Here is a 12,900-nt window from a genome sequence, read left to right on the forward strand (position 1 = left end):
TCCTCCAGTGGCTGCGGGCGCCGGGGCGGCAGGGCGCCGCCCCGTGCCTCAAGAACGTCCCAATGTGCGCGACACGGCCTCGACCAGCGCGTCCAGGGGGATGGGCTTGTTCAGGTGGGTGGTGAATCCGGCTTGCGCGGCCTTGTCCACGTGGTCTTTCGAGCCGTAGCCGGTCAGCGCGATGGCCGGGATCTTCAAGTCGGGAAAGCGGTTGCGCACCTCGGTCATGAACTGGTAGCCGTCCATGTTGGGCATGCCGATGTCCGAGATGATCAGGTCGTAATGCGTGGAGGCATCCAGGGACTGCAGGGCGCGCTCGCCGCTGTTGGCGACGGCGACCTGGGCGCCTTCCATTTCCAGCAGGGCCTGGAAGGTGTCCAGAATGTCCTCGGAGTCGTCCACGATGAGGATGTGCAGGCCCGTCAGCTGGCCGTCCGCGGGCGGCTCGGGCACGTGGACCGCGTCTTCCTGCGCGGGCAGCGCCAGGGGCAGCCATACCGAGAAGCACGCGCCGCGGCCCTTGCCTTCGGAGTACGCCTCGATGCGCCCGCCGTGCGCCTGCACCAGCTGGCTGACCACGCCCAGGCCGATGCCCAGGCCGTCGCGGTTGATGCCGCGATGGCGCATGTCGGCCTGGCTGAACATGTCGAACACCTTGGCCAGGAAGGCCGGTTCGATGCCTTCGCCGGTGTCGGCCACGTCCAGCCGCGCCATCTTGCCATCGCGTGCCAGCGTCACGCTGACCGTGCCGCCGTTGGGCGTGAACTTGATGCCGTTGTTCAGCAGGTTCCAGATGATCTGCTCGACGCGGGTCGAGTCGGCGTCGATGTGCAGCGCGTCGGCGGCGTCGTAGTCGCTGCGCAGGTTCACCTCGGCCGAAGCCGCGGTGTGGCGCAGCACGCTGAGGATGCTTTCCACCGTGTCGGTCAGGCTGACCACGCCGCGGTTGAGCTTGAGCTTGCCCGTCTGCACGCGCGCCATGTCCAGCAGGTCTTCGATGATGCGCGCCTGGCTGCGCACCGAATGCTGGATGGTCTCGGCCGCGCGCGACATGCTGGGCGAGCCGCGCACCGCGGGCGTGCGCGCCAGCAGGTCGGCGTTGAGCTGGATCAGGTTCAGCGGATGCTTGAGCTCGTGCGACATGACCGCGAAGAACTCGTCCTTCAGGCTGCTGTCTGCGCGCGAGGATTCCAGGCGGTTCTCCTGCTCGCTTTCCTTGCGGCGCTGCTCGGTGACGTCGCGCGCGATCTTGGCGTAGCCGTCGAAGAATTCGTCGCGCATCGGGTTGATGCTGCCCGTGCAGAAGATGCGCGAGCCGTCCTTGCGGCGCAGCCAGCGCTCATCCGAGGCGTAGCCGCGCGTGCGGGCGCGTTCCATTTCCTTGCGCGGCTCGCCGTTCTCGACGTCCTCGCGGGTGAAGATGATGTCCAGCGGCTGGCCCACGGCCTCGTTCTCGGGATAGCCGAAGATGATCTGCGCGCCCACGTTCCATGTGGCGATGTGGCCGTCGTTGCCGATGGTGATGATGGCGAAGTCCTTGGTGCTCTGCGCCATCAGCCGCATGTGGGCCTCGCCCAGGCGCAGGCGTTCCTCGGCCTTGCAGCGGTCGGTGATGTCGATGAAGGTGAGCACCGCGCCCTCGATGCGGTGCTCGGCGCTGCGGTAGGGCAGCAGGCGCGCCAGGTACCAGCGGTCGTCGCCGCTGCTGACCTCGCGCTCGACGGTGCGCAGCGATTCGAACACGCTGGCGGCGTCGCGCGCCAGGTCGGGATAGTTCAGGCGATGCGTGATGTCCAGCAGCGAGCGGCCCGCGTCGCTGGCGATCACGCTGAAGATGTCCGTGGCGCGCGGGGTGAACCACTTGATGCGCATGCCGCGGTCGACGAACACCGTGGCGATGTCGGTCGAGGCGATCAGGTTCTGCAGGTCGTCGTTGATCTTGGCGGTTTCCTCGACCTTCGACTTCAGCTCGGAGTTGACCGTGACCAGTTCCTCGTTGACGGACTGCAGCTCTTCCTTGCCCGTCTCCAGTTCCTCGGTGGCCGAGCGCAGCTCTTCGTTGATCGCCTGCAGCTCTTCGTTGGAGGCCTTCAGCTCCTCGGTGGACGTCTCGGATTGCTCCATCGTCAGCTGCAGGCGGTCCTTGGCCTGCTGCAGCTCGGCCTCCAGCTGCGCCAGCATGCTGGTGGCGGCCTTGCCCGCCTGCGCGCCGTCGTCCTCGCTCATGATGGCCTCGACCTCGTCGAAGATCACCAGCATGAAATCGCTGCCGCTTTCCTCATGGCGGAACGGGCGCACCACCATGTTGACGTACACGCGCCGCTCGCCCATGCTCATCTCGACGCGGCGCGCCTCGACGCTCTTGCGCGAGTGCAGCGCCTGGAACATGGCGGTGCGCAGTTCCATGCGCAGCTCGGGTTGCACCAGTGCGGGCAGGTTGCGCGAGGGCTCGCCGCCCGCATGGCGCAGGAAGCGGCCCGCGCGGTCGGACATGTGCACGATGTTGGCTTCGTGGTCGACGATGACGCTGGGCGGCGCGTATTGCTCCAGCGCGCGCTGGTGGATCTCGGCGAACGAGGTCTTGCCGCGCCGGCTGGGCGAACTTTCGGTGGGCACGGCGCGGATGACCTTGTCGAAATTGGTGGTAGGCAGGGACGGGATGGTGCGGTGCACGTAGGCCGTGCCCTTGGCCTGGTACAGGCGGTTGCGCTTGTCCACGACCGTGAACAGGTTCTCGCAGGCGTCGGCCGACTCGGAACTGCCCAGGAACAGGAAGCCGCCCGGCTTCAGCGCGAAATGGAACATGCGCAACACGTCGACCTGCACTTCGCGGTCCAGATAGATCAGCAGGTTGCGGCAGGTGACCAGGTCGAGCTTGGAGAAGGGCGGATCGCGCAGCACGTTGTGCGGCGCGAACAGCACGCGCTCGCGGATCTCTTTCTTGATGCGGTAGCCCGCCTCGTCCTTGGTGAAATAGCTGTGCAGCATGGCCGCGGACACGTCGGTGTCGATGGCGGCCGGGTACAGGCCGGCGCGGCCGGTGGCCAGCGAGGGCTCGTCGATGTCGGTGGCGAACACCTGCAGGCGCGGCGCGGACGGCAGCTTGTCGGCGTAGCTGGACAGCAGCATGGCCATGGAATAGGCCTCTTCGCCGGTGGCGCAGCCGGCCGTCCAGACCCGCACCGACGGCGGCGGATGGCCGTCGCGGCCGTTGACCAGCGGGCCGATCACCTGCTGTTCCAGCGCCTCGTAGGCTTCCTTGTCGCGGAAGAACTGCGTGACGCCGATCAGCATGTCGCCCAGCAGCTTGGGCGTCTCGTCGGCCGTCTGGTGCAGCATGACCGCGTAGCTCTGCATGTCGGGAACGCCGGTGACCTGCATGCGCCGCTCGATGCGGCGCAGCACGGTGGCCTTCTTGTAGTGCCGGAAATCGTGGCCGGTGCGGGTGCGCAGCAGCGTCAGGATGTCGCGCAGCGCGGTGCGCTCGGCGGGGCTTTCCTCGTGCGCCTGCTCGGCGTTGTCCGGGTCCAGCGGGTCGCCCACGGGGGCGGGCATGTGGATGCGGGCCATGTTCCTGGCGATGCCCATCAGGCGCGCGGGCATCTCCGCCACGGGCAGGATGATGTCCACCATGCCGGTCGCGATGGCATTGCGCGGCATGGAGTCGTGCTGGGCGTCGTCGGGTTGCTGGGCGATGGTGATGCCGCCCTGCTCCTTGATGCGGGCCAGGCCCACCGAGCCGTCCGAGCCCCCGCCGGTCAGGATGATGCCGATGCCGCGGCTCTTGTGCACGTCGGCCAGCGCGCGGAAGAACACGTCGATGGCGATGGGTTGGCCCAGGGGGCGCTCGTGCGCCTTCAGCCGCAGGTAGCCGTCGTTCATCTGCAGCGCGGCGGCCGGCGGGATGACGTAGACGTGGTTCTTCTGCACCGGCATGGTCTGCGTGACCTGCACGATGGGCAGGTCGGTGACGCCCTGCAGGATGCGGTGCGCCACGCTTTCGTGCCGGGGCGACAGGTGCAGGACCACCACGAAGGCCATGTCGGGCTGGGCCGGCATATTTTCGAAGAACACCTTCAGGGCCTCGATCCCGCCCGCGGACGCCCCGATGCCGACCACCGGGAATGGCAGGTCGCTGGTCATGAGGTGCTTCTGGTTGTCGGGCGGAGGACCGGAGTCGGGCATGTCGGTGGTCATGCTGGGGTGTCAATCAATCTCGGGAAGCCTACCAGTCCGCCATGATAGCCTGCGGTGCGGGGCGTACCGGCTTGTAAGCGGTTTTCGCGCCCCATGCATGGCCCGACGGGACGTCAATGCTATATTTTTTGGCGCGTCATCAGCCACGAACCCAGACTTCACATGCGCGCGTGTGTGCATCCCTGCGCGCGCGAAGCCAGGAGCAGCAGTGAGACAAGCGGATTTCCCCGACGAGACAGCCGGCGCAGCCGCCTCGGTCCCCAACTTCCTGGCCGGCGGCGGCGAGATGGGCGCCCTGATGCGGGCGTTCGACTGGCGTGCCACCGACCTGGGGCCGCCCGAAGACTGGCCGCCGAGCCTGAAGACAGCCATCCGCATCATGCTGTCGTCCAGCCAGCCCATCTGGATCGGCTGGGGCGCGCAGCTCATCTTCTTCTACAACGATCCGTACAAGTCCATCATCGGCGGCAAGCATTCCGACGCCCTCGGGCAGCCCACGCGGGTCGTGTGGCGCGAGATCTGGGACGACATCGCGCCCTTGCTGGACACCGCCATGCAGGGAGCAGAAGGCACCTACGTCGAGGAAAAGCTGTTGCTGATGGAGCGCAACGGGTATCCCGAGGAAACGTACTACACCTTCTCTTACAGCCCCATTCCCGACGAGCTGGGCCGCGCCGCGGGCATCATCTGCGCCAACAGCGACGACACGCGCCGCGTGGTCGGCGAGCGCCAGCTGAGCCTGCTGCGCGAACTGGGTGCGTCCACCGCCAATGCGCGCACCTGGCGCGAGGCCTGCGAGCTCAGCGCCCGGGCGCTGAGCGCCGACGCGCACGACATGCCCTTCGCGCTGCTGTACCTGGCCGAGCCGCAGAGCGCCGAGGCCGCGCTGGTGGGCGCCTGCGGCATCGACCCGGGGCATCCGGCCGCGCCGGAAGTCCTGCCGGTGGACGGTCAAGGTGTGTGGCCGCTGGACGGTCCCGCCGGCGAACTGCGAGTGCTGTCGGGCCTGCGCGAGCGGTTCGGCAATGCGCTGCCGACCGGGCCGTGGAAGCAGCCGCCGGACGAGGCGGCCATCGTGCCCGTGCCGACCGCGGGCGAGAACGGCCGCATCGGTTTCCTGGTCGTCGGCCTGAATCCCTATCGCCTGGTCGGTCCGGCCTATCGGGACTTCCTGTTGATGACGGCGGCCCAGATCGGCACGACCATCGGCGCCGCCTATGCCTACGAGGAAGAGCGCCGCCGCGCCGAGGCGCTGGCCGAGCTGGACCGTGCCAAGACCACCTTCTTCTCCAACATCAGCCACGAGTTCCGCACTCCGCTGACCCTGATGCTGGGGCCGCTGGAGGAGCTGCTGGCGCGCGCCGCCGAGACCGGGGACGACAGCCGCGACCTGGTCGAGGTCACGCACCGCAACGGCCTGCGTTTGCTGACGCTGGTGAACACGCTGCTGGATTTTTCGCGCATCGAGGCGCGGCGCGTGCACGTGAACTACCAGCCTACCGACCTGTCGGCGCTGACGGCCGACCTGGCTTCGCTGTTCCGTTCCGCCATGGATCGCGCGGAGCTCGAACTGGTGGTCGATTGCGAGCCGCTGCCGCATCCGGTCTACATCGACCGCGACATGTGGGAAAAGATCGTCCTGAACCTGATGTCCAACGCATTCAAGTTCACGATGACGGGCTCGGTGGCGATCCGCGTGGCGCCCAGCACGGACGGCGGCGCGGTGCGGGTCGAGGTGCGGGATACGGGCATCGGCATTCCGCCGCACGAACTGCCGCGCATCTTCGACCGGTTCCATCGCGTGGCCGGCGCGGCGGGCCGCAGCATCGAGGGCAGCGGGATCGGACTGGCGCTGGTGCAGGAGCTGGTGCGGCTGCAGGGCGGCACCATCCGCGCCGACAGCCAGCTGGGACGGGGCACGACGTTCACCATCGAGCTGCCGTGGGGCATGGGGTATGCGCCTGTGCAGTCCGCCGGCGCAGCGCCCGCCAGTGCGCCGGCCGCCGGATCGCCGGCCGCCACCTCCACCAGCCTGAACGCGCGGGCCTACGCCGACGCCACGCTGCGCTGGCTGCCGGACAGCGACCGCATCCTGCCCGAGCCGTCGCTGCCGGCGGCCGCGCCCGCGGCCGCCGACGCGGGCGGCATGTCCGCCCGCGTGCTGGTGGTGGACGACAATGCCGACCTGCGCGACTACATGAGCCGCATCCTGCGCGCCGTGGGCTACGACGTCGAGACCGCGGTGGACGGCGCGGCCGCGCTGGGCCAGGTGCGCGCCGACCCGCCGGATCTGGTGCTGTCCGACGTGATGATGCCCAGGCTGGACGGCTTCGGCCTGCTGGCCGCGCTGCGCAACGACGACGAACTGCGCGGCATTCCGGTGCTGCTGCTGTCGGCGCGCGCGGGCGAGGAGGCGCGCGTCGAGGGCCTGGACGCGGGCGCGGACGACTACCTGACCAAGCCCTTCTCGGCGCGCGAGCTGCTGGCCCGGGTGGCCAGCAACCTGCAGCTGGCGCGGGTGCGGCAGGAGGCGGCCCAGCGGCTGCGCGAAGAGACGCGCATGCTGGAACTGCTGAACCAGGTGGGCGTGGCGGTGGCGGCGGAACTGGACGTCAGCCGCGCCGTGCAGATCGTCACCGACGCGGCCACCGAACTGACCGGCGCCGCGTTCGGATCCTTTTTCTACAACGTGCTGGATGACAAGGGCGAGTCGTACACGCTGTATGCCCTGTCCGGCGTGCCCCGCGAGGCATTCGAGCGATTCCCCATGCCGCGCAACACCGCGGTGTTCGGGCCCACGTTCCGCGGCGAAGGCATCGTTCGTTCCGACGACATCACGCAGGACGCGCGCTACGGCCGCAACGCGCCGCACCACGGCATGCCCGACGGGCACCTGCCAGTGCGCAGCTACCTGGCCGCGCCCGTGGTGTCGCGCACGGGCGAGGTGCTGGGCGGCCTGTTTTTCGGCCATTCCGAGCCCGGCGTCTTCACCGACCGGTCCGAACGCGTGCTGGTCGGCATCGCCGCGCAGGCGGCGGTGGCCATCGACAACGCGCGGCTGTATCGCGCGGCGCAGGTCGAGATCGACGAGCGCGCCAAGGCGCAGGGCGCGCTGGCGCAGCTCAACGAAGGGCTGGAGCAGCGTGTCTCGGAAGTGCTGGCCGAGCGCGACCGGCTGTGGGACCTGAGCGAGGACCTGCTGGTGGTGGCCGACTACACGGGCAAGCTGCTGCGCTTCAGCCCGGCGTGGACCCGCGTGCTGGGCTATCCGCACGACATGCTGCTGTCGCAGCCGTATGCCGACCTCATCCATCCCGACGACCTGCCCGAGTTGCTGCGGCAGCTGGAAACGCTGCGCGCCACCGGCCGGCCGCTGCGCCTGCAGAACCGCGTTCGCACCATCGAGGGCGGCTGGCGCAACATCGCCTGGACGTTGTACGCCGACGCCGGCAGCCCGTGGCTGCACGGCGTGGGCCGCGACGTGACGGCCGACCTGGAGTCCGCCGCGGCGCTGCGCCAGGCCGAGGAGGCGCTGCGCATGGCGCAGAAGATGGAGGCCGTGGGCAAGCTGACGGGCGGCGTCGCGCACGACTTCAACAATCTGCTGCAGGTCATCAGCGGCAACCTGCAGCTGCTGACCCGCGACGTGGCGGGCAACGACCGCGCCGAGCAGCGCCTACGCAATGCCCTGGGCGGCGTGGCGCGCGGCGCGCAACTGGCTTCGCAGCTGCTGGCCTTCGGCCGACGCCAGCCGCTGGCGCCCAAGGTGGTCAACCTGGGCCGCTTCATCCGCGGCATGGACGACATGCTGAGGCGCGCGCTGGGCGACGGCGTCGAGGTCGAGACGGTGATCTCGGGCGGACTGTGGAACACGCTGGTCGATCCCTATCAGGTCGAGAACGCGCTGTTGAACCTGGCGATCAACGCGCGCGACGCGATGAAGGGCCACGGACGCCTGACCATCGAGGCCGGCAATGCCCTGCTGGACGAGACCTATGCCGCCCGCCATGCCGACGTGGCGCCCGGCCGCTACGTCATGGTGGCGGTCACCGACACGGGCGCCGGCATGACGCCCGAGGTGCTGGAGCAAGTCTTCGAACCGTTCTTCACCACCAAGCCCGAAGGGCAGGGCACCGGCCTGGGCCTGAGCATGGTCTACGGCTTCGTGCGCCAGTCCAACGGCCACGTGAAGATCTACAGCGAGCCCGGCCAGGGCACCACTGTCCGACTGTACCTGCCGCGCGAAGTCCAGGAAGAAGACCTGGAGACCGAGGTGGACGCCGGCCCCATCGCCGGCGGCACCGAGACCGTGCTGGTGGTGGAGGACGACGAGGAGGTGCGCACCACGGTGGTCGACATGCTGTCGGAACTGGGCTATCGCGTGCTGCGCGCCCGCGACGCCAGCAGCGCGCTGGCCATCATCGAGAGCGGCATGCCGATGGATCTGGTGTTCACCGACGTGGTGATGCCCGGCCCGCTGCGCAGCCCCGAACTGGCGCGCAAGGCGCGCGAACGCCTGCCCAACGTGGCGGTGCTTTTCACCTCGGGCTATACCGACAACGCCATCGTGCACGGCGGCAGGCTGGACGAAGGCATCGAGCTGTTGAGCAAGCCCTACACGCGCGAGGCGCTGGCGCGCAAGATCCGCCACGTGCTGCGCAACCAGCAGCAGCACAACGCGGCGCGGCAGGCGGCCGAGGCGCCGCAGCAAACCGCCGCGCCGGCGCCTGCGCAGACGCAGACGCAGGCGCCGCGCCCGCCCGCGGAATCCGGCCTGCAGGTGCTGCTGGTCGAGGACGACGAACTGATCCGCAGCAATACGGCCGAAATGCTGGACAGCCTGGGCCACTCCGTGTCGGAGGCCGGCAACGCCGACGAGGCGCTGGCGGTGCTGCGCACGCGCCGGCCGCAGGTGCTGATCACCGACGTCAGCCTGCCCGGCGAGTCGGGCGTGGAGCTGGCCGAACGCGCGCGCCGCATCATGCCGGGCCTGAGCCTGGTGTTCGCCTCGGGCATGGAGGTATTGCCGGGCGGCAAGGACCGCGATCTGCTGAACGACGCGATCCACCTGCTCAAGCCTTACAACCTCAATGACCTGGACGAGGTGATGCGGCGCATCGCCCAGGCGCGCCGCGCGGCCGCCGGGCCGAAGGGATGAGCGTGGACGCGGGTCATACGGTGCGCCGGCTCGGCGCCGGGGATGCGCGGGCCTATCGCGAGATCCGTCTCGAGGCGCTGCGGCGCCACCCCGAGGCCTTCGCCTCGTCGTGGGAGGACGAGCAGGCGCATGACGAAGCCTGGTTCGCTTCGCGCCTGCGCGATGGCTTCGTCGCCGGCGCCTTCGACGCGCAGGGCGCGCTGGTCGGCACGGCGGGCCTGCTCGTGCCCGCATCGACGAAGCTGCGGCACAAGGGCATGCTGTGGGGCATGTACGTCAGCCCGCGGGCCCGGGGCGCCGGCGCGGCGCCTGCCCTGGTGCAGGCCGTGCTGGATGAGGCCCGCGGCCGAGTCGACGCTGTCAGCCTGACGGTCACGGTGGGCAACGAGGCGGCGCTGCGACTGTATCGGCAGTCGGGCTTCGAGGAATACGCGCGCGAGCCGCGGGCGTTGAAGGTTGGCGGGCGCTATTACGACGAGATCCTGATGACCCGGGCGGTGCGATGACACGGGCCGGCCAGGTGCAGGGGACGCACGCCCAGGGATAGCAGCAGCACGGGAAGGGCGAGGCCGAACGGGTCCGGCCGGCCACCGACAGAAGATGGCGGATTTCCGTATATGGGATGAAATCCCTAATATGGAAAAAACTGCTGTCTCTATCGAGAATATGGACCGCCACATCGCGCAGCGCCTGAAGTCGCTGCGCGCCGAGCGTGGATGGTCCCTGGACGATCTGGCCACGCGCAGCCAGGTCAGCCGGTCCACCCTTTCGCGCCTGGAAAATGCCGACGTCAGTCCCACCACCCAGGTGCTGGGCCGGTTGTGCACGGCCTACGGCCTGACGCTGTCGCGCCTGATGCGCCTGATCGAGGACGATTACGTGCCCGTGCTGCGGCGCGGGCAGCAGCCCGTATGGGCCGATCCGCAGACGGGCTTCCAGCGGCGTTCCGTATCGCCGCCGGCGCACGCCCTGGCGGGCGAAGTGCTGGAATGCACGCTGCCCGCCAATACCCGCATCGCGTACGACGCGCCGCCGCGGCCCGGTCTGGAACATCACCTGGTGCTGCTGGAAGGCAGCCTGCGGCTGACCGTCGAACAGCGCGCGCATGTGTTGAAGCCGGGCGATTGCCTGCGCTATCAACTGCATGGCGCCACTGAATTCCTCACCCCGCCGGACGCCGGCGCCCGCTATCTGCTGTTCCTCGTCTGAGACCCGCCATGTCCGTTTCCTGCGAAATCATCCAGTTGAAGGCCGGCCAGGCCGAGCCGTACGTCGATGCGCTTGGCGCCGTGCTGCATGCCTGCGTGGCGGGCGGCGCCAGCGTGGGCTTCGTGATGCCGTTCACGCAGGCCGATGCCCAGGCGTATTGGCGCCTCAAGGTGTTGCCCGCGTTGTCCGGAGGCGGGCTGTCGCTGCTGGCGGCGCGGCAGGGAGGGGCCATCGTGGGCACGGCGCAGCTGGATTGCGCCGCCATGCCCAACCAGCAGCATCGCGCCGACGTGTGCAAGGTATTGGTGCACCCCGAGCACCGGCGGCAGGGCATCGCGCGCGCGCTGATGATCGAGGTGGAACACCTGGCGCGCGACGCCGGGCGCACGTTGCTGACGCTCGATACGCGTACCGGCGATGCGGCGCAGTCGCTGTATGCGGGGCTGGGGTATCAGGCGGCGGGCGTGATTCCCGGCTATGCGCGGGACGCGTACGACGCGTCGCGGCTGGATGCCACGACGTACATGTACAAGGCGCTGGCCTAGGCCTGGCAACGCTGGATCGCGCGCACGGCTATTCAGTGTTGACAGGTCCTAGCCGCGCTGCCGTCCGCGCAGCGCGATCCAGAACGCCAGTTGCGACACCACGCCCGCGCCCGCCAGCACGACCGCCGCGGCCAGCGCGGGCGAATCGCCCAGGCCGACCAGCGCGGTGCACAGCGCGCCCATGGCCATCTGCGCGCAGCCGTACAGGCCCGAGGCCGAGCCGATCACCTTCGGATTGACGCCGACGGCCAGCGTCAGCGCCGCGGGCGAGGCGATGCCCGCACCCACGGTGAACACGAACATCGGACCCACCAGGCCGGGCACGCTGGCCAGTCCCAACAGCACCAGCGCCAGCATGACGAAGGTGCTGGCCACGCTCAGCAGGTTGCCGCCCAGCATGACGCGCTCGATCGGCAGGCGGCCGATCAGCCGCGTGGCCGCGGCGCTGCCCAGCCAGACGCCGGATACCAGGATGGCCAGGTAGACGCCGACTTCCTGGGGCGGGCGATGCAACTGGTCGACGAAGATGAAGGGCGCGGAGGCGATGAACGCGAACATCGAGGTGGTGGCGCAGCCGCCGCCCACCGCGAAGCCCAGGAACGCGCGCGAGCGCAGCAGATGCAGGTAGTCGCGCGCCAGGCTGCGCGCCGACACCTGCGCGGCCACAGGGCCGGTCTCGGGCAGCAGCCGCCAGACCAGCAGCAGGTTGGTCACGCCCAGCAGGCACAGCATGCCCAGCACTGCCCGCCAGCCCAGCGCGCCGGCCAGCGCGCCGCCGATGATGGGCGCCGTCGCGGGGGCGATGGTGACCATCAGGTTCATCAGCGCCAGGCGCTTGGCCGCGTTGTCCTGCGTGGCGGTGTCGCGCACGATGGCGCGCGCCAACACCAGGCCGGCGCAGCCTCCCAGCGCCTGGAACAGCCGCGCGGCGATCAGCGAATAGGCATCGGGCGCCAGGGCGGCGGCCAGGCCGGCCACGGTATAGATGACCAGGCCCACCATCAGGACGGGGCGCCGGCCGTAGCGGTCGGACAGCGGCCCGTACACCAGCTGGCCGCCCGCCAGCCCCAGGATGTACAGGCTTACCGTCATCTGCATGGCAGAGTTGGCGGCGTGCAGGTCCTTGCCGGCCAGGCTGAGCGCCGGCACGAAGATATGCATGGCCAGCGTGCCGCTGAAGGTGAACAGCGCCAGCAGCCACAGCGGCACGTGCGGCAGCTGGGCCGAGGCGGCGGGACGTTCGTCGGCGGGCTTGGCCGTGGGCGGCGCGGCGCGATAGGCGGTGGCGGCGGTCGGCGGGCTCATTGGCGATCCTCCTGCTCATCGGGCTCGGCATCCAGCTTGTGCACGATGCCTTCCAGCAGGTCGTAGGCACGCTGCAGCTCGCGGTCGGGAATGCCGGCCAGCGCGGTGGCGCGCACCTGGGCGGCCACCTGCTCGACCCGCTGCACCGTGGCCTGGCCTTGCGGCGTCAGCACGATGGCCTTGGCGCGCCGGTCGCCGTCTTCCTCGCGACGGGTGACCAGCCCCCCGGCCTGCAGGGCGTCCAGCAGGCGCACCACCGAAGAGCCGTCCAGGCCCAGCGAGGCGGCCAGGTCCTTCTGGCGCATCGGCGTCTGGGCGCGGGACAGGTGCACCAGCGGCAGCCAGGTGGCCTCGGTCAGCCCATAGGGTTGCAGACGGCGGTTGACGGCGCGCCGCCAGGCCCGCGAGGTCTGGGACAGCAGCGAGCCGAAGCGGGCCCGGGTGGCATCGGTCATATCTGGCAAAAATTAGATGGCATACAAATTA

Annotated in this window: 7 protein-coding genes; 4 read left to right on the top strand and 3 right to left on the bottom strand. The window is 69.5% G+C overall.

Going from position 1 to position 12,900, the window contains the following annotated elements; translation table 11 throughout:
* Positions 1-48: 48 nt before the first annotated feature.
* Positions 49-4,197, bottom strand: a complete 4,149-nt coding sequence (locus FS845_RS04420) for a CheR family methyltransferase (protein ID WP_260986145.1) — start codon at positions 4,195-4,197, stop codon at positions 49-51.
* A gap of 286 nt (positions 4,198-4,483) precedes the next feature.
* On the opposite strand from FS845_RS04420, the gene FS845_RS04425 reads away from it, so the two are divergent.
* The 4 genes from FS845_RS04425 to FS845_RS04440 all read left to right on the top strand — a co-directional run bounded on the left by FS845_RS04425 (position 4,484) and on the right by FS845_RS04440 (position 11,109).
* Positions 4,484-9,355, top strand: a complete 4,872-nt coding sequence (locus FS845_RS04425) for a response regulator (RefSeq protein WP_186332173.1) — start codon at positions 4,484-4,486, stop codon at positions 9,353-9,355.
* Positions 9,352-9,861 carry a GNAT family N-acetyltransferase gene (locus FS845_RS04430; protein ID WP_144630890.1) on the top strand — a complete coding sequence of 170 codons (510 nt, stop codon included), beginning with the start codon at positions 9,352-9,354 and terminating at the stop codon, positions 9,859-9,861. The genes FS845_RS04425 and FS845_RS04430 overlap by 4 nt, the downstream gene beginning before the upstream one ends.
* A gap of 130 nt (positions 9,862-9,991) precedes the next feature.
* Positions 9,992-10,564 (top strand): XRE family transcriptional regulator, encoded by a 573-nt coding sequence (locus FS845_RS04435; RefSeq protein WP_144630891.1) that lies wholly within the window; start codon positions 9,992-9,994, stop codon positions 10,562-10,564.
* A gap of 8 nt (positions 10,565-10,572) precedes the next feature.
* Complete coding sequence (locus FS845_RS04440) at positions 10,573-11,109, top strand: GNAT family N-acetyltransferase (protein WP_144630892.1); 537 nt, start codon at positions 10,573-10,575, stop codon at positions 11,107-11,109.
* Positions 11,110-11,157: 48 nt separating this feature from the next.
* Here FS845_RS04440 and FS845_RS04445 read toward each other — a convergent pair whose 3' ends face one another.
* Complete coding sequence (locus FS845_RS04445) at positions 11,158-12,414, bottom strand: multidrug effflux MFS transporter (RefSeq protein ID WP_144630893.1); 1,257 nt, start codon at positions 12,412-12,414, stop codon at positions 11,158-11,160.
* Positions 12,411-12,869, bottom strand: a complete 459-nt coding sequence (locus tag FS845_RS04450) for a MarR family winged helix-turn-helix transcriptional regulator (RefSeq protein ID WP_186332149.1) — start codon at positions 12,867-12,869, stop codon at positions 12,411-12,413. Before FS845_RS04450 ends, FS845_RS04445 begins: the two co-directional genes overlap by 4 nt.
* Positions 12,870-12,900: the final 31 nt, after the last annotated feature.

This window comes from Bordetella genomosp. 13, from assembly GCF_007679965.1.
Lineage (GTDB): Bacteria > Pseudomonadota > Gammaproteobacteria > Burkholderiales > Burkholderiaceae_B > Bordetella.